17 protein-coding genes and 1 pseudogene are annotated in these 22,576 nt (G+C 60.2%); 10 read left to right on the forward strand and 8 right to left on the reverse strand.

Going from position 1 to position 22,576, the window contains the following annotated elements:
- The first annotated feature begins 61 nt into the window (after positions 1–61).
- Both ELE36_RS19025 and ELE36_RS19030 read left to right on the forward strand, forming a co-directional pair.
- Entirely contained in the window at positions 62–1,027 is a 966-nt protein-coding gene (locus ELE36_RS19025) for an ABC transporter ATP-binding protein (protein ID WP_129836118.1), read from the forward strand.
- Entirely contained in the window at positions 1,024–1,800 is a 777-nt protein-coding gene (locus tag ELE36_RS19030; protein ID WP_129836121.1) for an ABC transporter permease, read from the forward strand. Before ELE36_RS19025 ends, ELE36_RS19030 begins: the two co-directional genes overlap by 4 nt.
- Positions 1,801–1,894: 94 nt before the next feature.
- On the opposite strand, the gene ELE36_RS19035 is transcribed toward ELE36_RS19030, so the two are convergent.
- Both ELE36_RS19035 and ELE36_RS19040 read right to left on the reverse strand, forming a co-directional pair.
- Positions 1,895–3,949, reverse strand: coding sequence for an LVIVD repeat-containing protein (locus ELE36_RS19035; RefSeq protein ID WP_165371697.1), 2,055 nt, complete (start codon positions 3,947–3,949; stop codon positions 1,895–1,897).
- A 206-nt stretch (positions 3,950–4,155) separates the two neighbouring features.
- Entirely contained in the window at positions 4,156–6,576 is a 2,421-nt protein-coding gene (locus ELE36_RS19040; protein WP_165371698.1) for a winged helix-turn-helix domain-containing protein, read from the reverse strand.
- A 269-nt stretch (positions 6,577–6,845) separates the two neighbouring features.
- On the opposite strand from ELE36_RS19040, the gene ELE36_RS19045 reads away from it, so the two are divergent.
- Positions 6,846–7,745: a DUF2167 domain-containing protein gene (locus tag ELE36_RS19045; protein ID WP_129836127.1), complete on the forward strand. Its 900-nt coding sequence runs from the start codon at positions 6,846–6,848 to the stop codon at positions 7,743–7,745.
- 102 nt (positions 7,746–7,847) lie between these two features.
- On the opposite strand, the gene ELE36_RS19050 is transcribed toward ELE36_RS19045, so the two are convergent.
- On the reverse strand, positions 7,848–8,660 hold the full coding sequence (locus ELE36_RS19050) for a TatD family hydrolase (RefSeq protein ID WP_129836129.1): 813 nt from the start codon (positions 8,658–8,660) through the stop codon (positions 7,848–7,850).
- Positions 8,661–8,818: 158 nt separating this feature from the next.
- On the opposite strand from ELE36_RS19050, the gene ELE36_RS20885 reads away from it, so the two are divergent.
- The 6 genes and pseudogenes from ELE36_RS20885 to ELE36_RS19085 all read left to right on the forward strand — a co-directional run.
- Positions 8,819–10,075 (forward strand): hypothetical protein, encoded by a 1,257-nt coding sequence (locus ELE36_RS20885; protein ID WP_242512309.1) that lies wholly within the window; start codon positions 8,819–8,821, stop codon positions 10,073–10,075.
- A 332-nt stretch (positions 10,076–10,407) separates the two neighbouring features.
- Positions 10,408–11,619 carry a hypothetical protein gene (locus ELE36_RS19065; RefSeq protein WP_129836135.1) on the forward strand — a complete coding sequence of 404 codons (1,212 nt, stop codon included), beginning with the start codon at positions 10,408–10,410 and terminating at the stop codon, positions 11,617–11,619.
- 126 nt (positions 11,620–11,745) lie between these two features.
- The gene (hrpB, locus tag ELE36_RS19070; protein WP_129836136.1) at positions 11,746–14,259 is read left to right on the forward strand and encodes an ATP-dependent helicase HrpB; all 2,514 of its coding nucleotides are present in this window, start codon (positions 11,746–11,748) and stop codon (positions 14,257–14,259) included.
- A gap of 154 nt (positions 14,260–14,413) precedes the next feature.
- Positions 14,414–15,475 carry a flagellar motor protein MotA gene (locus tag ELE36_RS19075; RefSeq protein ID WP_129836138.1) on the forward strand — a complete coding sequence of 354 codons (1,062 nt, stop codon included), beginning with the start codon at positions 14,414–14,416 and terminating at the stop codon, positions 15,473–15,475.
- Complete coding sequence (locus ELE36_RS19080; RefSeq protein ID WP_129836140.1) at positions 15,472–16,557, forward strand: peptidoglycan -binding protein; 1,086 nt, start codon at positions 15,472–15,474, stop codon at positions 16,555–16,557. The genes ELE36_RS19075 and ELE36_RS19080 overlap by 4 nt, the downstream gene beginning before the upstream one ends.
- An 89-nt stretch (positions 16,558–16,646) precedes the next feature.
- Positions 16,647–16,994: pseudogene (locus ELE36_RS19085) on the forward strand (DUF7684 family protein); the annotation flags it as partial.
- 26 nt (positions 16,995–17,020) lie between these two features.
- Here the strand turns inward: ELE36_RS19085 and ELE36_RS19090 are convergent.
- From ELE36_RS19090 to ELE36_RS19110, 5 genes are all read right to left on the reverse strand, one after another.
- Positions 17,021–17,758, reverse strand: coding sequence for a class I SAM-dependent methyltransferase (locus tag ELE36_RS19090; RefSeq protein ID WP_129836144.1), 738 nt, complete (start codon positions 17,756–17,758; stop codon positions 17,021–17,023).
- A gap of 68 nt (positions 17,759–17,826) precedes the next feature.
- A complete protein-coding gene (locus ELE36_RS19095; RefSeq protein ID WP_129836146.1) occupies positions 17,827–18,372 on the reverse strand; it encodes a pseudouridine synthase in 546 nt (181 codons plus the stop codon).
- Positions 18,373–18,482: 110 nt separating this feature from the next.
- Entirely contained in the window at positions 18,483–19,427 is a 945-nt protein-coding gene (locus ELE36_RS19100) for a class I SAM-dependent methyltransferase (protein ID WP_129836148.1), read from the reverse strand.
- Between the two features lie 81 nt (positions 19,428–19,508).
- Positions 19,509–21,260 (reverse strand): bifunctional isocitrate dehydrogenase kinase/phosphatase, encoded by a 1,752-nt coding sequence (gene aceK, locus ELE36_RS19105; protein WP_129836149.1) that lies wholly within the window; start codon positions 21,258–21,260, stop codon positions 19,509–19,511.
- Between the two features lie 9 nt (positions 21,261–21,269).
- A complete protein-coding gene (locus tag ELE36_RS19110) occupies positions 21,270–22,172 on the reverse strand; it encodes a LysR substrate-binding domain-containing protein (protein WP_129836151.1) in 903 nt (300 codons plus the stop codon).
- Between the two features lie 203 nt (positions 22,173–22,375).
- Between ELE36_RS19110 and ELE36_RS19115 the strand changes: the two genes are divergently transcribed.
- Entirely contained in the window at positions 22,376–22,567 is a 192-nt protein-coding gene (locus ELE36_RS19115; RefSeq protein ID WP_129836153.1) for a hypothetical protein, read from the forward strand.
- Positions 22,568–22,576: the final 9 nt, after the last annotated feature.

A 22,576-nucleotide genomic window follows, 5' to 3' on the forward strand; every position in this document is an offset into this window, starting at 1 on the left:
GCCGCGCCCATGCGATTTTACGGAGCCGCTATACTAACGGTCTTGCCCCGATAACGCAGCCATGAGCACGATTCCCGCCCTCGAAGTCACCGACCTACGCAAAACCTACGCCACCGGCGTGCAAGCCCTGAAGGGCATTACCCTGAGCGTGCAACCCGGCGATTTTTTCGCCTTGCTCGGACCGAACGGCGCGGGTAAATCCACCTTGATCGGCATCCTCAGTTCGCTGGTGAATTCGAGTGGCGGATCGGCGCGCGTGTTCGGCGTGGACATTCACAGCCATCGCAGCGAAGCGATGCGCCTGATCGGTCTGGTGCCGCAGGAAATCAACTTCAACCAGTTCGAAAAACCGTTCGACATCTGCGTCAACCAAGCTGGTTTTTATGGCGTGTCGCGTAACGAGGCGAGGCAACGCGCCGAACGTTACCTCAAGGAATTGTCGTTGTGGGACAAGGCGCAGATGCCATCGCGCACCTTGTCCGGCGGCATGAAACGACGCCTCATGATCGCGCGCGCGATGATGAACGAGCCGCGTTTGCTGATCCTCGACGAACCCACCGCCGGCGTCGATATCGAGGTGCGCCGCTCGATGTGGAAGTTCATCACCGGCATCAACGAGGCCGGCACCACGGTGATCCTGACCACGCATTATCTCGAAGAAGCCGAGCAGCTGTGCCGCAACATCGCGATCATCGACAAGGGCACGATCATCGAGAACACGGCGATGAAACTGTTACTAGCCAAGCTCGATGTCGAGACTTTCGTGCTCGATCTCGCCAGCGCTAGCGACAATCTGCCCGAGGTGCCGGGCGTCAAGCTCGTACGCATCGACGCGCAAACGCTCGAAGCAGAAATGTCGCGCTCGCACGATCTCAATTCGTTGTTCGCCGCGCTGACTACGCAAGGCATGGTCGTGACCTCGATGCGCAACAAGACCAACCGGCTCGAAGAACTTTTCCTGCGCCTGGTCGAGGCCGGCAAAGTCGATGCGTCGGTATTGGCCGCAGCCAAGGGAGCGGCAGCATGAATTCGCACAGCAATCTTGTTGCCCTCGGCACCATCCTGATCCGCGAAATCTCGCGCATTCTGCGCATCTGGACCCAGACGCTATTGCCGTCGGCGATCACGATGACGCTGTATTTCGTGATCTTCGGCAGCATGATCGGCGGTCGAATCGGCGAGATTCGCCCGGGCATCAATTACATCGATTACCTGTCGCCGGGCCTGATCATGATGAGTGTGATCACCAACAGTTACGGCAATGTCAGCTCGTCATTCTTCGGCGCGAAATTCCAGCGTTATGTCGAGGAAATGCTGGTATCGCCGATGCCGGGCTGGGTGATCCTGACCGGTTACGTCGGCGCCTCGGTGCTGCGCGGCCTGATCGTGGCGGTGATCGTGCTGGCGATTTCGCTGTGCTTCACGCATGTGCATCTGTATCACCCGCTGGTCACGCTTTCGACCGTGCTGCTGACGGCGATCGTGTTTGCGCTGGCGGGTTTCATCAATGCGATCTACGCCAAGAAATTCGACGATGTCGCGTTGATTCCGACCTTCGTCCTCACGCCGCTGACCTATCTCGGCGGCGTGTTTTATTCGGTCGATCAGCTCTCGTCGTTCTGGCATGGCATTTCGCTGGCGAACCCGATCCTGTACATGGTCAACGCGTTTCGCTACGGCCTGCTCGGTATCAGCGATATCAGTCTGGGCATTGCGTATGCGGTGATGATCGGTTTGGCTGTGGTGCTAGCGGCGATCAGTTTGAACCTGCTCAAACGCGGCGTCGGTTTGCGTAGCTGATCCGCGATTCGCGCATTCGATTGCGCGAAATATTCATCACCGCATCGAGCTGCGATGCGGTGAGGATGACGCATTCAATCAGGCAGCGGCGCGATCAAATCCCGTTGCGTAGCAACGTAGAATTCCGGCGCCAGATCGTCAGCGCGAACAGCAGCGACAGGGCAATGCTGGCCCACAGCGACAACGCCGGTATCGGTCGTGCAATCACCCCGGGCGCTACCGCCACCGGCTTGAATACATACGTGCCGGCCTCGGCGGCGAACGCGAATACACGACCGTCCGGCGCCAACGCGAGCTTGCGCACCGAGAATCCGGTCAGATGTCGTGCACTAAACGCGGGTGCCTGCTTGTTGCTGACATCAACTTCGGCCACGCCGTATTCGTCACCAACATACGCCACCTTGCCGACCACGATCACGGCATGCGCCGAGTTGTAGTCCGGCAATTGCGCATTGCCCGGCAACATCACGCTGCCGAGTAGCTGCGGATTCGATTTGCCCGTGGTATCGACGATGCGCAGGCTGCCATCGCTGCAGGCTATATACGTGGTATTGCCATCGGCGCTGACGTCAACGCCGCTGGCTTCCGTACAATCGGTGTATTGGCCGAGCAGTGTCGGGGTGGTTGGATCGGAAACATCGACCACACGCAGGCCGCCATCACCGAACGTGGCGCCGTCAACAAGATAGGCGTAATTGCCGCGCACTGTCAGGTCGTAAGTCTGGCTGGTGACGAGCTCGCCGAGTTCCTGCGGATCGGCCGGATTGGAAACATCGAGGATCTTGAAGATGCCGCCGTTGGTCGTGCTGGCGACATACACGCGATTGCCGTGCGCTTCGATGGCGCTGGCGAACGGAAAATCAAAGCGCCCGAGTTCGGTCGGATGGAGCGGATCGGTCAGGTCAGCGATCAACACGCCGTAGCCCCAGGCGGCGAGATAAGCACGGCCGCTGTCGACCGAGATATCTTCCATGTCGCGTGCGGCAAAATTGGCCGGCAAGTCGGCGTCGTAACGCGCTTGCGCGGCTAACGTGTTGCTGTCGAACACGCCGAGGCCATAACCAGTTTGCGCGAAATACGCGTGGGTTGAATCGAACGCGCCGGCGTGCACCATTACGCCGAACGGCAGGACGAAACTTGCCGTTAGCACCGGGTTCAGCGGATCGGCGCCGCCGAGCAGCAGGCCGTGATCGATATCGGTCAGGATCAACGCACCGAACGGCGTGGCGGCTACCTGTGCCGGCGCGAACGCGTCCATCGCCACCGTGCGCAGCAGCACCGGCGCACTCGGCGTGGTGAAATCCCAGACCTGGATACCGCTCGCACCGACCAGATACAACACGTTGCCGAGGCGGATCGCGTGATAAGCGACATCGATCGATGTATCGAATACCTGCGTGATATTGGCCGGATCGTTCAAGTCGTAAATCATCAGATCCAGACCCACGCCGATCGCATAACCGTCGGTTAGTGCCGCGCGCAAAATCGTATCGCCGTCGAGCGAGGTATAGCCGGCCTCGACCGGTGCCGCCGGGTCGGAAATATCAACCACATGCACGATGCGGCCGCCGGAGAAACTCGTACCCGTGGTCAGCAGCTGGCCGCCATACACGCCCATCGCCTCGAATTCATAGACACCGCCGACCAGGCCGACATACACCGGCGCGAGCGGGTGGGTGGCATCCAGCACGACCAGGCCATTGTCGGCGTCGCCCAGATACACGTAGTTGCCGGATGCGGCGAGACCGACCGGGCGTTTGTAGTCCGAAGCGATGTAGTCGTCGATTTCCGCGACGACCCGCGGATGCGCTGGATCGGTCAGCGAAAAGATCGTGATGCCGCCCGTATCCGACGGAGAATTCCATGCGGCGTAGAGGTAGCCGCCGACCAGCGCCAGCGCGCGCACCGGGCCTGGCGCGGGAGCGCCGCTGGTGCGACTGGCGATCAGCGGATGGGTCGGATCGCTCATGTTCCACGTCGTCAGCGTAGCGCCGGTGCCGACATACAAATAGTTGCCCTGCGTCACCGGTGGTGACAGCGCACCGCCGCCGACATCGGCCAAGGTCAGCGTTGCCGCCGTCGTATTGCCGACGATCGCCAGCAGACTGAATAAAACAAAACTCGATACGCGCAGCAATTTCATGTTCATGGCCGGACTTTTCCTCAGCGATTGACGGTGACAGAGCGCCGCGACAGGGCGAGCATTGCATGCGCACGAAAGAGTCACGCGATGGTCCGGTCGGGCGTCGCGGATTGTCCGCAGTGGCGCGAAAATGCGCATGCGCAATCGATGTGCAGACGATGTACGAGCTGTGCCGGGATGGCGTTATCGCTGTGCGAAGCGGCCAAATGGCCTTATCGCGGCGGGGTGGCGGACATCGCTGCAGTTTGCGGACCGAGCAATCGCGCTGCAGTTTCTTCGGCTTTGCGCGCGGCATCGCTCTGCCCGAGCGCACGAAACAGTTGCGCCTGCGCGGTCGCCACGCGCAGGTCGCGATCCGCCCAGACGCTGATGCGCCCGGCGACGATACGCGCACTGTCGAGCTGACTGGCCGCGATCAGCGCCTGCAGATACGGCACCGCCACGGCGACCAGATCCTCCGCTACGTTGAAGCGGATCGCGCTCTGCAACGCCGCAGCAAATTGTTCGAGCGCGGCTTCGGTTCGATGCGCGGCGGCGTCCTGCTCGGCGTCGAGCAGTTGCAGGTAGATCGCGCGCCAGTCGCCAGCGGCATTGCTGCCGATCCACGTGCGCAAGGTTTGCAGTAACGCCGCCGCATCTGCAGCTTGACCGTTGTGCAGCAATACGTGAGTGCGCAACACCGCCGTGCGCAGGTAGCGGGTCGGTTCAGCATCGCGGAAATCGCTGCTGAGCGCAGCTTCGGCGAAACGCGCCGCGGCAACGGCGTCGCCATGACGCCACGCGATGTTCGCAGCCAGTGCGTCGGCGCAGGCGCGCGCCAGTGAATCGGCGTGCGGATCGGCTTCGTTGCGGATACGCGAGAGCAAAAGCAACGCCTCGTCATGCTGCCCGGAATCGGTCAACGCTTCGGCGCGCACGCAGGTCAGCGTCCAGCGCAGGCGCAGGTTGTTGGTGTGTTGCTCGGCCGGCCAGAAACGTGTCGTGGTGGCCTGCGCGGCGGCAAAATCCAGCATCTCGCGCTCGGCACTCGCCTGTTGCCCGAGCGCATAAGCCAGACCTTCGCGCAGGCCGAGTAGCTCGAATTCACGCACGGCGTTTTTCAGCAACGGCAGCGCTTCGGCGGGGCGGTGACGCATGCTCTGGATCTCGCCGAGATTCACATCGACCGCGGCCACGCCCTGGCCGTCACCGGTGGCTTCGAGCTCAGTGCGCGCACGCGACAGTTCGCTGATCGCTTCGTCGAAACGCTGTTTCTGCGCGAGCACGCTGCCACGCCCGAGATAAGCGACGCCAAGCACGACCGGATCGGATTGGCCTTGGCGCAAGGTGATCGCTTCTTCGTAAGTATCGCTGGCGAGATCAATCTTGTTCTGCCGCAAATAAGCGCCGGCCAGAGTGATCAGCGCGCGGGCGCGCAGCGCTGCATCGCGTTGCGGCGAGAGGCGATCGAGCAAGACATGCAGGCGCGATTCGGTGGCCACATAATTGCCGCTGCGAAATTCGATCTGCGCCATGCGCTGTTCGACGCGCGGCTGATGTTGCAACTCCGGCGTGGCCGCGCGGATCAGGTCGCGGGCCTGATCGAGCTGGTCGGCCAGCATCGCGGCGCCGGAACGTTGCATCAATTCTTCGAGTTGCGGTGTGGTCGGTTCGCTAGTGGCGATATTAAGTTTGTGGCCGAGTTTGTTCAACAGCAAATCGGCGGCGTCGCGCGCGGCTTTGATCGCGTCATCGGCCTGCGCCTCGACACTCTGATCGTTCTGCGCGCCGAACACATCGAGGCGCACCGTCCAGCGCGCGCCATCGCTGCGCACGCGCGGCAAGATGCGCATTGCTGCGACCTTCGCGAGCTGCGTGTCGTGCAGCAAATCGGTCTTGTTGGCGACATCGCGCTGTTTCAGCAGGGCGACCACACTCTCGCTCGGCATCGTATACAGCGCGCCATCGCGCAGACGATTCGCCACGAGATCCATCAGGCCGAAACGCAGCCAGCGCCAGTCGTCCGACGCGCTGACTTCGGCGGGCAATACCAGCGCCAGTGCTGCGGAATTTTCCGTGTTTGCGGCGGCGGTATTGCTGGCAACGGCGGCGACATCGCGCCGATTCGTGGCCAGCAGAAACCAGAGCAAAACCACCACCAGCGCGATGCTCGCGAACGCGGCTAGTACCAACGTTATCCGCTGCGGAATTTTCCGCGGCGATATTGCTGACGGCATGCTCGGCATTTCGATGCCTGGCGCCGCCGCCGCTGCGATATCCGCTGGCACTGCATCCATCGGCGGTGCTGCCGCCACGATCGGCGGTGATGTTTCCACCGATGCGGCCAACGCCACAATTTCACCGACCCAGCGATAACCAAAACGTGGCACCGTGCGAATGGTGCGCTGCTCGTTGCCGGTGTCGCCGAGGCTGCGCCGAATCTTGACTACGGTATGGCTGAGCAAGGCATCGCTGACTTCGACGCGACCCCAAACCGCCGCAATCAATTCATCGCGACCGACCGCACGCTCACGATGTTCGATGAGATACGCCAGGCACTCGAATGCGCGCGCCGGCAGTGCGACCAGAATGTCGTGCCGATGCAGTTCGCGTGTGGCTGAATTGAGTTGGAAATCGTCGAAGCGATAAATCATGCCGCTATGGTAGCGTGCGCGTGGTAAAGCTGTTGTCACATCATGCCGATCCAGTACCTGAAAAAAATTCGCCACAGGTGAATTCGCCATGGCCGAATGAGGACGCAACGCTCATGCATTTCGTTGCAGCGCCAACCCATGTCGTGTCGTAGAATGCCGCGATTGGGGAAAACAACGTTGCGGCTTGCCAGCTTGCAAACAGGCGTGGGGAGAATAGCGTCTGGCGTTGTGTCGCCAATCCACCACCGACGATTCCAGGGAGCTTGACGATGCGTTTACCGATTCTGTTTCTCGCCGCCGCCTTGACGCTGGCGACCACAATCAGCACGGCCGTAGAACCGACCACTACGCCCGAGCAACGCCAGCAACAGGTGCAGAAGTTTGTCGACGCGCTGCATTTTCAGACCGGCAACGTGGCCGTGGCGAAGGCCGGCGCCACGCTCAAACTCACGCCGGAATTCCGCTATCTCGATGCCAAGGATGCCCAGAGCGTGCTCGAGGATTTGTGGGGCAATCCGCCGGACAGCGACATTCTCGGCATGCTCGTGCCGACCAGCGCGCCGTTGAGCGATCCGGACAAATCCTGGGCAGTCGTGCTGACTTATTCCGATGATGGTCATATCACCGATGCGGATGCGGCCAAGATCAATTACGACGACATGCTCAAGGAAATGCAGCAGAGCACCAGCGAGGGCAATGCGGAACGCGTGAAGCAGGGTTATCACGCGATCCAGCTGGTCGGCTGGGCACAGCCGCCGCATTACGATGCGACCAGCAACAAGTTGTATTGGGCGAAAGAGCTCAGCTTCGACGGCGCAGGCGCACATACCTTGAACTACGATATTCGCGCGCTCGGACGTGGCGGATATCTGAGCATGAATGCGATCGCCGGCATGGATCAATTGCCGGTCGTGCAGCGCGACATGCAGAAAGTATTGGCTTTGACCGAGTTCGATGCTGGCAAAAAATACACCGACTTCAATGCGAGTACGGACAAGGTCGCGGCGTATGGCCTCGGCGCCCTGGTGGTCGGTGCGGTGGCGGCAAAAGCCGGCTTGTTCGCGAAGTTGTTCGTGGTATTGCTCGCTGCGAAGAAAGCCATCTTCCTCGGTCTGGCCGCGTTCGGCGCGGCGATCAGCCGCTTCTTCAAGCGCAAGCCGAAACCGTAAGCATCGCAAGACCGTCATCCCAGCCTGCGCTGGGATGACGGCTTCATTTTTTACGCTCGGATGATTTTCCGCGTGGGCGTTTCAGTCGACGTTTCAATCGGCCTACGGCGTTTGCTCGACAGCCACATCCGGCAGACGAAAAAACTCACGCGCAGTCGCACTCGTTTGCGCCGCCGCCAGCTCCACTTCCTCACCACGATCACGCGCGATCTCGGCGCAGATATGCGCGAGATACATCGGCTCGTTGCGGCGATGGCTCGGCATCGGTTTGAGGTTGCGCGGCAGCAGATACGGCGCGTCGGTTTCGATCATGAGCCGATTCGCCGGAATGTTTTTCACGAGCTCGCGCAGATGCAAGCCGCGGCGTTCGTCGCAGATCCAGCCAGTGATGCCGATGTACAGATCGCGATCGAGATAATCGAACAGTTCCTTGCGCTCGCCGGTGAAACAATGCACCACCGCCGCGCCGATCTGATGCCGCACGGTATCGATGCAGCCGAGAAAATCCGCGTGGGCATCGCGCTGATGCAGGAACAGCGGTTTGCCGCAATTTACCGCGATATCGAGCTGGCGCTCGAACGCAAACAGTTGCGCGGCGCGCGGCGACAGGTCGCGGAAATAATCCAGCCCGGTTTCGCCGACCGCTTTTACTTCGTCGTAGGCGACATGTTCGCGCAGCAGCGCATCGGTTTCGGTGTCGTAATCACTGGCATGGTGCGGGTGTATACCCGCGGTGGCGAACAGCCGGTTCGGATACTGCAAGGCCAACGCGTACGCCGCGATCGTGCCTTCGCGACTCGCGCCCGTAACCATGATTTGCGCGACATCATGGGCGGCTGCACGCGCGAGCACATCGTCCAGATCATGACGGAAAGATTCGTGGCTGAGATTGGCGCCGATGTCTAGCAGAGGCATGATTTCAGGGTCCGTGACGGGGCGTGCATTATGCCTGCTGTCGTGCATTTAGCAGGGTAAAACGGCAATGTTTTTTGGTTCACAGGCGATTCATTGGTTTGAAAACATGCTGTCGCTAACGTGGTCGTTGCGTTCCCTAGCGTTGCAGGAGAGTTCTCATGTTAAACAAAACATTTTCCATACTCGGTGTAGTTGAGCTCGGTCTGGTTGCCATGATCAGCGCCAATGCGTTTGCACAAAGTAGTTCCCCGCGACAATGGCCTGCCGCTACATCGGCAAGCAGTCAGACTACGCTGCAGCGCGATGACTCTGCCGTCGCGGCAGAGCGCAGCAATCTGCGATCGCGCTTGGCGTCGGTCACAAAAAATGGCGCTTCGATATCGGCCAACCGCGGCGTGCGTACCTTGGCGAGCACGCCCGGCACAAATCAAAATAACAGCACCGATGAAGTGATATCCAACGGCTATCGTGCCTACCCACCAAGCTGCCTTTCCGATCCGTTGCCGAGCACGATCAGTGGCCCGGTAATATCATTGCCAGTCAATCTTAGCGAATACGATCCAAACTCCCTTAGCTATGTTCTCGAGGGAGTGACCATTTCGGTCTGGCGTGTGGCGTGTGTGAGTTTAACCGGGCAATCCGCTTCGGCCACGTTGATGCGCATTCAGCGTCAGGCGGCGTATGAAGGCGATTCCACACAATACCCACTGTTCCCCGGCATTCGTATGGCGCAAACCAGTAGTGGGGTTGGGTTCGACGATCTGACGGGGCGGGATTTTATTCGCAACGCCGTCGAGCCGAATACCGTGATCTCAACCGTTTATGCAGATGATCCGATCGTCAATAGCACAACCTATGTACTCGAATACATTCCCGACCCTGCTTACAATGTGCAGAACTACAACAACGCCTTCAGCCTGCGCTTTAATAATTTCTTCAATGGCAATAACTACTTCTACAGCGGTCTAATGCCGACTTATGCGCCCACCAACGCGACCTATCCTGCAGCATTTCAGCCGATGCCGATCAGCGGTTATCAAAGCGGCAACTGGGTGGACAAGACCACCCCGAGCAATGAAAACATGCTGATTCAGGTTTACGAAATACCGAATGACACGACCAAGCGCGCTCTGTTGTTCACCTGGGTTGCATATGCGGCCGATGGTTTGCCGTTGAACCTCGAGGGCAACGCCATCTACAACATCGGCGACACGACGGTATCGTCCCCGGTAGTTGTCGTCACCACGAACGGTGGCCAGAGTCTATGGGGCAATGTGACTTTCACCTTCAGCGATTGCAATACATCGCAGTTCACCTATACCAATAATTCGGGCCAGCCCGGCCCCACTGGCAGTGGTTCACGTACCTGGAGCCGCTTGCTCAATCTCAACATCAACGGCATCGTTTGCCAGTAGTTTCAAATGTCACGCCCACAACAATCCCGCCGGAATGGCGGGATTGTTTTTTGTAGCGTTGTCGTCGCGTGATTGCCTTATCTTGATTTCTCACGCGGCAGATTGCCTCGCGCTGTGCCGTACGTGCGACAAACTCCACGTCATCCATCCGAAACGATTCGCGGCTGACTCTGGCGCTGATGTCAACGAGAGTCACGTCTGTGCGTTAGGCTGCGCAGCTGTGCATAATGCCAATGCGTGTGCCACAGGTTCGATCTCATACTCAATTCATTGCCGAAAAACATGCTGTCAAGACGTCATGGTTGCGTCCACAGCGCTGCAGGAGATTTGCCATGTTCATTCCATCCGCCACCTTGCGCGGTGTTGCCGCATTCGCCTTGCTCGCCCTGAGCGGCGCTGCGGTTGCTTCGTCCGTAACTCCTTCCGCGGCTTTCAGCGCAGCCCAAGTGAGTGCGCAGGCCGAAGCTGTAGCTACGAACCATGCCCTGGTGCAGCGATTGCTTGCGAACCCAGAGCGCACTCTTGGCGGCGTTTCTACGCAAGGCATTGCGCCCGGAACGCGCCAGAACAATTCGACCGATGAAGTCAGCGCGAGCAGCTATCGCGCCTATCCGCCGAGCTGTTTGTCGAATCCGTTGCCGACCACAACGAGTGGCCCGGTCTATTCGGCACAGGTGCCGTTGGCGGCTTATAACGGTACGCAATACATCATCGAAACCGCAACCATCTCGGTGTGGCGCGTCGCCTGCCCCAGCCTGACCGGTCAAGCCGCTTCGGCCACGCTCATGCGCATTCAACGCGCCGCCGAGCTGACCACCCAATATCCTCTGTTTCCGGATATCCGCATGGCCCAGACCAGCAGTGGCGTGGGCTTTGATGATTTGACGTACCGCGACTACATCCGCTTGGCGCGCGAGCCGAATACCATTCTCGAGGGCGAGCCGACCAACATCTCCGTGTTCAACAGCACGACGTACGTGCTGGAGTATTACCCGGACGCGTCGTACAACGTGCAGAACTTCAACAACTCGTTTTCATTGCGCTTCGACAACCTGTTCGGCCAGAGCACCAGCAAGACTTTCATCAACAATATCCCGGCGTATGCTCCGACCGCGGCAACCTATCCGGCGGCGTTCCAGCCGATGCCGGTCAGTGGGTTCCAGAGCGGCAACTACGTCACCACGCTGAACAACGAGAACATGCTGATCCAGATCTACCAGTCACCGGTGGTCGCCGACAGCGCGACCAAGCGCTATCTGCTGTTCACCTGGGTCGCCTACGCGGCCGACGGCACGGCATTGAACCTTGAAGGCAATACGGTGTTCAACATCGGCGCGCAGTCGGTAACCTCACCTGTAGTCTTGGTCGGCAATAACGGCGTGCAATCCGGTATTTGGGGCAATGTCACATTCAGCTTTTCCGACTGCAATACAGCGCAATTCACCTACACCAATACCTCGGGCCTGCCCGGTCCGAGTGGTTCGGGAACGCGCACCTGGAACCGCCTGTTCAGCTTGTACTTGAATGGGCTGGTCTGCCAGTAATTCCAATCCGCATGGTTTGATCCGACGATCCCGCCGCCCGGCGGGATCGTCTTTTTCACACCCGAAATATCCGTGAGTGCTCGCACCGACGCGAGGCTTGCGGCACACTGCGCGCCTCGCCTATCGATGGTTGCCGTGAGCGCTGCAGAATTTCCGATCCAGACCCTCCTACCCGAGCTGCGCAGTACGCTCGCCGCACATACGCGCCTCGTACTCGAAGCGCCGCCCGGTGCGGGCAAGACCACGCAAGTGCCGCTGGCTTTGCTCGATCAACCCTGGCTCGCTGGCGGAAAAATTCTACTGCTCGAACCACGCCGCATCGCCGCACGCGCGGCAGCGGAATTCATGGCCGCGCAACTCGGTGAGGCAGTTGGCGAAACGGTCGGTTATCGCATCCGTTTCGAAGCCAAAATATCGTCGCGTACGCGCATCGAAGTCGTCACCGAAGGCATCCTCACGCGGCTTTTGCAGAGCGATCCGGAACTCCCCGGCATCGGCGCGATCCTGTTCGACGAATTCCACGAACGTCACCTGCATGGCGATCTCGGCGCCGCGCTCGCGCTTGATGTGCAGGCGAGTCTGCGCCCCGAACTGCGCCTGCTGGTGATGTCAGCCACGCTGGATGGTGAGCGCATCGCGCGCTGGCTGGACGCGCCGCGCCTGAGCAGCGCGGGCCGCAGTTATCCGGTGCGCATCGAGTATCCGTCGGCCAAGGCGCAGGAGGATTGGCCATTCCATCTCAAGCGCGTCGCGCAGCAGGCGCTGACAGAAAGCGAAGGCGATGTGCTGGTATTTCTGCCGGGCAAACGCGAGATCGATCGAGCGCGAGATGTGCTGTCCGCGCTCGCCGTCGACAATACGCTGACGCTCGTGCCGCTGCATGGTGAACTATCGCTGTCCGAGCAACATCTCGCCTTGCGCCCCGCCGAAAATCATTCGCGGCGCATCGTGCTCGCGACCAATGTCGCCGAATCCAGCGTGACCTTGCCGGGCATTCGCGCGGTGATCGATCTGGGCCAGGCGCGTGAGCCGCGCTTCGATGCGCAAAGCGGATTCACGCGACTGGAAAGCGTCGCGATTTCGCAAGCCTCGGCCGATCAGCGTGCCGGCCGCGCAGGTCGTGTTGCCGCCGGGGTGTGTTACCGGTTGTGGCCACAAAGCCGGCGTCTTGATCCCGCGCGCACGCCGGAAATTGCACAAGTGGAATTATCCACATTGTCGCTCGAACTCGCGGCGTGGGGTTCCGGTACCTTGCAATGGCTGGATGCGCCGCCGAGTGGTGCGCTCGCGCAAGGCCGCGAACTGCTCGGTCTGCTCGGTGCGCTGGATGATGCGGCGCGTTTGACGCCGCTCGGTCGTGACATGCTCGCACTCGGCACGCATCCGCGTCTCGCCGCTGCGGCATTGCGTGCATCGACGCAACAGCGCTCGCTGGCCTGCGATCTGCTCGCGCTGATCGAGGCGCGCAGCCCGCTGCGAGGTGAGAGTGGGCGCAGCGATGATTTCCGCAACCGTTGGCAAGCGCTCGATGCATGGCGTCGCGAAGGCGCGCGTGCGGCGCGTAACCTCGGTGCGGATAGCGGCGCGCTCGCCGCACTCGATCAGGCGGCGAGCAGTTGGCGTCGTCGTCTTGGTTTGCGCGAGCGTGGTGACAGTCGTACCGATCTGCTGACGCTCGGCAATTTGTTGTTGCATGCGTTTCCTGATCGCGTCGCACGGCAAGACCCGGACAATCCGCGGCGGTACACGCTGAGCAACGGACGCGGCGCGCGCCTGCACGAAAATACGGCGCTGTATGGCGAGCCGTGGCTGGTTGTGGTCGACCTGCGCTTTGACGAACGCGACAGTCTGATTCTCGCCGCCGCGCCGTTCGATCCGGCGTTGCTGGAACGCGATTTTGCGCATCGTTTCGTGCGCGAACGCATCGCACATTTCAATCGCGATACCCGCGCTATCGACGTTTACGAGGAACAACGTTTCGCCGCACTTGTGCTCGAACGCAAGACCGGCATGCGCGTGGATGCGGCGGAGTCGACGCGCTTGCTGTTAGCCGGCGTGCGCGAACTTGGCCTTGAAGTTTTGCCGTGGAGCGATCACGCCATCGAGCTGCGCCTGCGCATCGGCTGCCTGCGCGGCTGGTGCCCGGAGTTGAATCTGCCCGATATCGGCGATGTCGCATTGCTGGCGACATTGGACGAATGGCTCGGGCCATTCTTGAACGGCAAGACGCGACTGAGTTCACTGCGCGCCGAAGAGCTCGGTGAAGCCTTGTCTGCCATGCTCGATTTCAACACGCGCCGGCAACTCGATGAGCACGCACCCACCGCGCTGCGCGTGCCGAGCGGTATGGAACGCAAGTTATCGTACACACCGGATCAACCGCCCGTGCTCGCAGTGAAATTGCAGGAGCTGTTCGGCCTCGCCGACACGCCGCGCATTGCCAAGGGTCGCATCGCCGTCGTGCTGCACCTGCTGTCGCCAGCGCAGCGTCCGATCCAGGTCACGCAGGATCTGAAAAGTTTCTGGGAGCGCACCTATCCCGAAGTCCGCAAGGAGCTGAAAGGCCGTTATCCAAAACACCCGTGGCCGGAAGATCCGTGGTCGGCCACACCAACCGCGCGCGCCAAGCCACGCGAGTGATTGCATCGCATCAACAGCTAGCAAGCAAGTTAAAAAAGCGCTGTCATCCCAGCGCAGGGTAACGAGCATCAGGAACCAATCCCAACTGAGCGGGTCGCAGAAGAGTCCGCAAGTCCGCGCATCATTGCCACGCCATCAGCAGGAATAACCCTTCATGACCCGCCCTAATCGCGCCCTTGTGTGGATGCTCGGATTTCTCGCCGCCATTGCGGTGCTCGCGATTTTATTGGCACCGAAACTCGCACAAAATTTTGCCGCGAATCCGTTTTTCAATACGGTGATTCTCGGCGTGCTGGCGGTCGGCATTTTCGTCAACCTGCGCCAGGTACTTTTACTGAATCGTGAAGTGGACTGGATGGATGCGTTCCGTCGTTCCGACCCAGATCGCCCGCCGACGCAGAAACCGCGCCTGCTCGCCTCGATGGCGCGTTTGCTGGCCGGTCGCGAACGCGGTCGCGCGGCGTTGTCGGCGCCGTCGTTGCGCTCGATTCTGGACAGCGTTTATCTGCGCCTCGAAGAATCTCGCGATCTGTCGCGCTATCTCATTGGCCTGTCGATTTTCCTCGGCCTGCTCGGCACGTTCTGGGGCTTGCTGGTGACGATTCGTTCGGTCGCCGACATCATCGGTTCGCTCAATGTCGGCGGAGATTCGGCGCAGATGTTCACCCAGCTCAAAGAAAATTTGAGGATGCCGCTCTCTGGCATGGCGACCAGTTTTTCGACGTCGTTGTTTGGTTTGGCCGGATCGCTGATCGTCGGTTTTCTCGACCTGCAGGCCGGGCATGCGCAGAACCGTTTTTACAACGAACTCGAAGAATGGCTGTCGGGCATGACCAAACTTTCTTCGGGTGGTTCGCTCGGCGAAGGCGATGCCAGCGTACCGGCGTACGTGCAGGCGCTGCTCGAACAAACCGCCGATGGACTCGATCGCATGCAGCGCGCGATCGGCGAGAGCGAACGTGAGCGGCGCGGCGGCAACGAGCAGCTCGGTGAACTGAATGCGCAGCTCGCGCGCCTGACCGATCTGCTTGGCCGCGATGCGCGCGATCGTCATGCCGCCGCCGAAACCCAGGAAGAATTGAAAACCGTGTTACGCGGCATGAGTCACAACGATGCGCCAGTCGCGCGCTTGTCGGAAGACCTGCGCGCCGAGCTGCGCCTGCTCTCGCGCACCATCGCCGCCGCGATGGATAACAAGCGCGGGAGCAACGGATGAGATCGCTGTCGCACCGCCGTCGTTCGCTCGATATCTGGCCTGGATTCGTCGACGCGCTTTCTTCATTGATCATGGTGATGGTGTTCGTGTTGCTGATCTTTGCGGTCGGCCAGTTCGTGCTGTCGCAAACGCTGGTTGGAAAAAATAAAGCCTTGGCCGATCTCAATGACCAGATCGCTGCGCTCGCAAAAACGCTGTCGCTGACACAAAGCGAAAACGCCACGCTGAGCGCGAAGTCGCAGGAGCTCAATGTCTCGCTCGGTGCCGCTGCTGGCGCGCGCGATGCGGCACAACTCGCGCTCACGCAACGCGAGGCCGAGGCCGCCAAACTGAGTGCAGATATTGCCGCGCTGACCGAACTCAAGCAGCAGCTCGAAAGCCACATCGCGAGCATGGGCGCGCAGCTCGACGACTCCAAAAAAGATCTCGTGGCCAAGACCGATCTCGCCGCGCAATCGGCCGCGCAAGTCGAGTTGCTGAATCGCCAGCTTGCCGCGTTGCGCGATCAGCTCGGCCAGCTGACCGCGTCGCTCGATCTGGCGAACGCCAGCGTCAAGAACAAGGATGCGAAGATCGACGATCTCGGCAAGCAGCTCAATCTCGCGCTCGCCAACAAGGTCAACGAACTCGCGCGTTATCGTTCGGAATTTTTCGGCAAGCTGAAAGAGGCGCTTGGTGATCGCGCCGACATTCGTGTGGTCGGCGATCGTTTCATGGTGTCCTCGGATATCCTGTTCGATACCGCGTCCGCCGATCTCGGCGCGCAGGCCGATGGCCAGCTCGGTCAACTCGCGCAAACCCTGAAGCAAGTCACTGCCGAAATTCCATCGAACATCGACTGGGTATTGCGCATCGACGGCCACACCGATCGCCGCCCAATCCACAACGAACGTTTCCCGTCGAACTGGGAACTCTCCACCGCGCGCGCCGTCGCGATCGTCAAATATCTCGTCGTGCAAGGGATCCCGGCGAATCGCCTCGCCGCCAACGGCTTCGGCGAATTCCAGCCGGTGGATACCGCGGCAACCGATGACGCTTATGCGCGCAATCGGCGTATCGAGATTCAGCTGACGAATCGTTGATCGGCAAAAAGTGCAAAAAAATCTGATCGAGTATTTGCGCCTATCAACGGACGGTGATTTCCCGGATATAAGCGCGATGCGGCGCGTATCGCGCGATCGTGGTGATCGAAGAAAAAGTGACGCCGCAGTGGCGAATCATCGCCAGCGAATGGCTGGTCAAATCCGGCTGTTTGTACATGCTCGCGTGGGGCGACGAATGCAGCCTGTGGGATGATTTGGTCGATATCGCGAATCTTGAGGAATTCGGCTACAGCGAGATACCCGACGAAGCGTTTGTCATGACAACGTGGCACGAATCCCAGACATTGGAAGAAGTGTTTCGGTTCACGAAGGGCTTTGCCATTCACCCGCATGTCGAGTTGAAGCGAACGCTGATTCTTCATATCGCGGAATCGGATATGCAGACTGCATTTCTGCAGATGTACAACGATGCTTGATGTGATGGTCGGCAAATGTCGACCAATTACACGCGGCCAACTCGCAACACCAGAGCCCAGCGCACGGCGCGCGATGCAACGCCCCACGCCTCGCGCAATTCCGCTTCGACCAATGCCACGGCATCGTGGCCTTGCGCTTGCAGATAACGCTGGCTGGCTGACCAGCTGCGCAGGTAAGCGATGAATTGTGCGGCGGTCCATTCGATATGCATCTCGAACGGCGGTGCGATGATTTCCTCGAACGGAAACGGTAGATCGGCATAACCGTTTTCGACGTAACGGCGCTCGGCGGGCCAATACGGGCCGACGAGATCGATATAGACACGATCCTTGAGTGCATCGATCGCGGACGTGACGCTGCAGTCGGCGTAGCTCCATGCGGCAATCACGCCGCGCGGTTTCAGTACGCGCCGCACGTCGGCATAAAAGCGCGCGAAGTCGAACCAGTGCAGTGCTTGCGCGACGGTGATCAGGCTTGCGCTGCCACTCGCGAGCGAGGTCTGTTCAGCCGGTTCAACGTGATAATGCACGCGTGGATTTTCCTCCGCGGCGGCGATCTGTGTGGCGCTCGGGTCGCTGGCGAAAACCTCGCGAAAATGTGTCGCGAGGGCGATGCTGGCCTGGCCGTTGCCGCAGCCACAATCCCATACCAAATCGTGATCCGGCGCTTGGCTCGCAAGCCATACAAACAGCTCGGTCGGATAATGCGGACGCGCGTCGCGATAGATATTCGCGTGGCCCGAGAAATGATCCTTGAAGGTCATGTCACACTCCGGTTTCATCGAACTCGAAACAACTCCAGCTTCGTCAGTCGCCGGTACGCGCGCGAAAATCAGCCGCTGACAATACGCATCTGACCGGATTTCAATTCACCGAGTTCATGCTCGGCGATGCGCACGCGGATCAGACGCAAGGTCGGCAGACCGACCGCGGCACTCATGCGTCGCACCTGACGATTGCGGCCTTCGTTGATCGTGAGTTTGAGCCAGTGCGTCGGGATCGCGCGGCGTTCGCGAATCGGCGGCACCCGCGGCCATAACCAGCCCGGCGCCTTGCCGAGCAATTCGACTTGCGCCGGCAAGGTCATACCATCGTTGAGATACACGCCGTCGCGCAATTTCCGCAGCGCTTTTTCGGTGGGCAAACCTTCGATCTGCAGCAAATAGGTTTTTTCGGTGTTGTGACGCGGATCGGTGATGCGCTGTGCGAGCGCGCCGTCGTCGGTGAGCAGCACCAGGCCTTCGCTATCGAAGTCGAGCCGGCCCGCCGGATACACGCCGGGCTCGCGTACGTAATCCGCCAGCGTGGGCCGCGCGGGCGTGGCGGTGTCGGTGAACTGGCACAGCACGCCATAGGGTTTGTTGAGCAGGATCAGCAACGGCTAGTACTCGCTTGAACGTGTTTTGAAACCGGTAACTGCGACCGACGACCTGTGCCGCGCTGCCGTCGTGGCGGGCTCGGCACAGGTCGAATTACGAGGGTCAGCAGTTATTTCTTTTCGGTCGGATCCGGCGAGTGGAAGATCGTGTCGCCTTGCGGTTTGACGAACTTCAAGGTCATGCGATCACTCTCGCCAATCGCCAGGTATTTATCCTTGTCGACTTCGCCCAGCGTGAGCACCGGCGGCAAGGTCCACACGCCCTTGGCGTAGTCCTTGGTGTCTTTCGGATTGGCGTTGATCTCGCTTTTGCCGACGAGTTTGAAACCCGCGTCGGTGGCGAGTTTGATCACATAATCCTCGGGCAGGTAACCGAGTTTCATGCTTGCATCCGCTGCCGCGCCCGCAGCGGCGCGATGATCTTCCACGCCGAGAATGCCGCCGGGCTTGAGCACCTTGAAAAACGCCTGGAACATCTGCGGCGCGGTGCCGCCTTCGCTCCAGTTATGCACGTTGCGGAAGGTCAGCACCATGTCGGCCGAATTGTCCGCACCGAACGTCGGCACCTTGGTGGTGAAACGCGTGAGGGTCGCGGGGCCGTAGGCATCCTGGCGCGCCTTGAGTTTCTCTTCGAGTTTTAGATTGCTGCTTTCGGTGGACTTCGACGCGCCCTCGGCTTTCTCGTCATACACCGCACCGATGTATTTGCCGCCATCGCGCAGGAACGGCGCGAGCACTTCGGTGAACCAGCCGCCGGCTGGCGTGATTTCGATCACCGTCATGTCCGGTTTGAGGCCGAAAAACTGCAGCATTTCCTTCGGATGGCGATAACCGTCGCGCGCCTTGTTCTTGGCATCGCGCCAGTCGCCAGCGAGCACGCTGTCGTATTTTTCTGCAGCCAGTTGATCGGCGGTTTTAGGCGCCGGTGGTTGCGCTGGTTGATCGAGCGGCGCAGGTTTTGCTGCGGGCGCCGGTGCGGCGGCCATTGGCGCGCCTTGCTGCTGGCACGCGCTCAATATCAGGGTGAGTGCCAGCGTAAGCATGAGCTTGTTCATGACGCATTCCGATGCAGGATTGTGGGACACGAAGAGTAACACGCGGCCTGCGTTTTTTGCTGTGCGGCCTTGGTCGCGCGGCTAGTTGCGCGCGACGCGGCTGGCATCCACATACGGTGGCAGATCGGCGTAAACACCTTGCTTGATCCGCTCCTGTTGCGCGAGCCACCAGCGCACGTCGAAAATTTCGCCATGGGTTTCCATCAGTGCTTCGCGCAACGGTTCGCTGAGGCCGAGAAAACGCAGAAATTGCTCGGGAAAAACATCGTTCTGGCCAACATAAACCCAGTCGCCCGCGGCCACGGTTTCATCACTTTCGTCGCGTGCCTGCGGCATCGCGCGGAAGCGGCATTCGCTGAGCAGGCAAAGCTCATCGTAGTCGTAGAAAATTGCGCGGCCATGACGCGTTACGCCGAAGTTTTTCAGCAGCAGATCGCCCGGGAAAATATTGCTCGCAGCGAGATCCTTGATCGCCTGACCGTAGTCGAGCACGGCGGTGCGCACGAGGTGCATCGGCGCCTCGCGCACAAACAGATTGAGCGGGCGCAGGCGGCGCTCGACATACATGTGGATCAGGATGATTTCATCGCCATCTTCGATCACGCTATCACGGCAACTCGTGAGCAATTCATCGAGCACCGCGGGTGCGAATTGCGCGCGCTGAAAACGCAGGTGGCGAAATTCCTGCGCGTCCACCAAGCGTCCGACACGATCGTGCTTGAACACCAGTTGATATTTGTCCATCACATCCTGGCGCAGCATTTCTTTTGGATAGGCGAAGCGGTCGCGAATCAGTTTGAACACGAGCGGATACGACGGCAGCGTGAACACGGCCATGACCATGCCGCGCTCGCCGTCGGCGTGCACGAAGCATTCGTCGGCATGCGTATCGAGGTAATGAAAAAAGTGCCGATAGCGTTCGGTCTTGCCTTGTTTTGCACGACCAAGCACGGTGTAGAGTTCATCGATCGGCTTGCGCGGCAGCAAAGTGCGCAGGAACACCACGGCATCGCCGACTGTGGCAAGGTCGGCCTGGAAATACGCGCGCGTGACGCCGAATAAAACCGCGACGTGATCGCGCTCGGTCAGCACCGCATCGACACGGATACCTTGCTCGTCGTGCACGAGTGCCATGACGAATGGAGCGAAACGTTCGTCGCCAAAGATGCGCCCGACCAGATAGGCGCGCCGCTCGCGATAAAACACCGTTTCGAGCAGCTCGAGCGCGCGCACGGGTTCGACGCCCCAATGGCCGATGCGTTGGGTGACGGCGAGCGCGACACGTTGCGCACAGGCTTCGGCATCGGCAAATGCCGCAGCGAACGGATAGTCTTCCAACGCGCGGCGGAACAGCGCGACCAGATCCTGCGTGGCGATGTAATTGTGTCGCGCCACCGGATGGGTGATGGCATCGGTCGGCTCGATATCGAGCGCGACAAATTCGATCGCCGCATCGACGCCGCGGGTCTTGAAAAAACGTCGCGTGAGCGTGTTGAAAAACGTCTTGTTCATTTCCTGATCGAGCAGTGCAGCGATCAGCTCGCTGTAATTGCGGAAAATCAGCGCCCACAAATCGCGCTCGGTCACGCGTGTGCCGAGCGTCGTTTCGAGCCATGCGGTGGTTTCACCGGCGCAGAGATCGTACAGCTCGATACGCTCGACCGAATCCAGTCGCGCCGCGGCCCACTCGCGTTGTTCGAAACGGCGTTTGGCACGCTGTGTGATCGCGCGAAAACGCGTGTGATAGTCGGCAAATCGGCGGCGTATTTCCAACGCGCAATCGCGCGCGAGGGATTCGTCGTTGGGCGGATCGATCGAGTCGGCAGCATTCATGTCCGCAGTCTAGCCGTCCGCTGGTGGCTTGCGTACCGCGCGCGCCTCGATCTGCACTTCGGCGAGCAGCCACTCGCGAAACGCGATCAGCGCGGGCAGCTCGGCCGAGCGCGGCGGATAGACCAGATAATGCGCGTATTTCGACGGCATCTTGCGCGTGGTCAGCGCCACCAGCCGGCCATTGTCGAGCAGCGGCTGAATCATCGTATGCCGACCCAGGGCAATGCCCATGCCTTCGACCGCGGCTTTCAGCAGCATTTCGGTATCGTTGAAACTCGCCACATAACGTTTTGGTGGGGTGCCGCCGAACTGTTTGAACCAGTCGCGCCAGCGATTGCCCGGATCGGCCAGCAACGGGTAGCCGGCGAAGTTGGCAAGTTTGGGTTTGCCGAGGCGTTGCAGCAACAACGGACTCGCGACCGGCGTGATCCATTCGTCGAACAAATGATCGGCCAGCAAGCCCGGCCATTTGCCGGGGCCGAAACGCAGCGCGGCGTCGATACTTTCGCGGCTGAAATCGACCAGCTCGGCGCCGGTTTGCAGATTCAACTCCAGCCCGGAATGCAGCGCCAGAAAACGACCGAGGCGCGGCATCAGCCAGCTTGACGCAAACGACTGCAATGCGCTGAGGGTAAAGCCCGTGCTGGCGCGGCCATGCAGTTGCGCAAACGCTCGATCGATGCTGTCCATCGGGCCTTCGACGGCGCTCAGCAGGCGCTGGCCATCGTCGGTCAGGCTGACGCCGCGCGGGCTGCGCGTGAACAGGCGTTTGCCGAGACGTTCTTCGAGGCCGCGCATCTGATGGCTCAGCGCGCTCACGGTCAGATGCAATTGTTCGGCAGCGCGCGTCAGGTTGCGCGTGCGTGCCGCGGTGACGAAGGCTTGCAGGGCGTACAGGTCAGGCTTGCTCATCTTGAGTTTTCTTCAAGCAGATGTTGCAAAGCATTCGCTTTTTGCTTCGCCTTGGCAAGTCTATCTTTGATCCGGCTCAAGTAAGCGCGCGTGTGACTGCAGCATTCATCGCGGCAGGCTCGCGCGGAAAAAGTTCTTAAGGGCAGGCCGCAGGCGAATTTCACCGCGGCCATCGACTTTTCACCAGACCCAGCGAGAAATGTATGAAATCGTTTTGGCAAACCCTGCACCATCAATCCAGAGGACTATTGTTCACACACGGCTATTTTTCAGTAGCGGCGGCGCTTGAAGCGACCACGACCATGCCCGCGGCGGAATTGCGTGCCGAGTCGGAAAAAAAGATGCTGAACAAAAATCCCGGCCCAATGGTTTCCGTCAGATGCACCCATCAATAGGCTATGGCA

It is taken from the genome of Pseudolysobacter antarcticus, from assembly GCF_004168365.1.
Lineage (GTDB): Bacteria > Pseudomonadota > Gammaproteobacteria > Xanthomonadales > Rhodanobacteraceae > Pseudolysobacter > Pseudolysobacter antarcticus.

Coding starts and splice junctions, on each gene's coding strand:
- ELE36_RS19110 (WP_129836151.1), bottom strand. CDS start 22,172: ATGAGCAAGCCTGACCTGTACGCCCTGCAAGCCTTCGTCACCGCGGCA.
- ELE36_RS19045 (WP_129836127.1), top strand. CDS start 6,846: ATGCGTTTACCGATTCTGTTTCTCGCCGCCGCCTTGACGCTGGCGACC.
- ELE36_RS19080 (WP_129836140.1), top strand. CDS start 15,472: ATGAGATCGCTGTCGCACCGCCGTCGTTCGCTCGATATCTGGCCTGGA.
- ELE36_RS19115 (WP_129836153.1), top strand. CDS start 22,376: ATGAAATCGTTTTGGCAAACCCTGCACCATCAATCCAGAGGACTATTG.
- ELE36_RS19090 (WP_129836144.1), bottom strand. CDS start 17,758: ATGACCTTCAAGGATCATTTCTCGGGCCACGCGAATATCTATCGCGAC.
- ELE36_RS19050 (WP_129836129.1), bottom strand. CDS start 8,660: ATGCCTCTGCTAGACATCGGCGCCAATCTCAGCCACGAATCTTTCCGT.
- ELE36_RS19035 (WP_165371697.1), bottom strand. CDS start 3,949: ATGAACATGAAATTGCTGCGCGTATCGAGTTTTGTTTTATTCAGTCTG.
- ELE36_RS19040 (WP_165371698.1), bottom strand. CDS start 6,576: ATGATTTATCGCTTCGACGATTTCCAACTCAATTCAGCCACACGCGAA.
- ELE36_RS19065 (WP_129836135.1), top strand. CDS start 10,408: ATGTTCATTCCATCCGCCACCTTGCGCGGTGTTGCCGCATTCGCCTTG.
- ELE36_RS19030 (WP_129836121.1), top strand. CDS start 1,024: ATGAATTCGCACAGCAATCTTGTTGCCCTCGGCACCATCCTGATCCGC.
- aceK (WP_129836149.1), bottom strand. CDS start 21,260: ATGAATGCTGCCGACTCGATCGATCCGCCCAACGACGAATCCCTCGCG.
- ELE36_RS19025 (WP_129836118.1), top strand. CDS start 62: ATGAGCACGATTCCCGCCCTCGAAGTCACCGACCTACGCAAAACCTAC.
- ELE36_RS19100 (WP_129836148.1), bottom strand. CDS start 19,427: ATGAACAAGCTCATGCTTACGCTGGCACTCACCCTGATATTGAGCGCG.
- ELE36_RS20885 (WP_242512309.1), top strand. CDS start 8,819: ATGTTAAACAAAACATTTTCCATACTCGGTGTAGTTGAGCTCGGTCTG.
- hrpB (WP_129836136.1), top strand. CDS start 11,746: ATGGTTGCCGTGAGCGCTGCAGAATTTCCGATCCAGACCCTCCTACCC.
- ELE36_RS19075 (WP_129836138.1), top strand. CDS start 14,414: ATGACCCGCCCTAATCGCGCCCTTGTGTGGATGCTCGGATTTCTCGCC.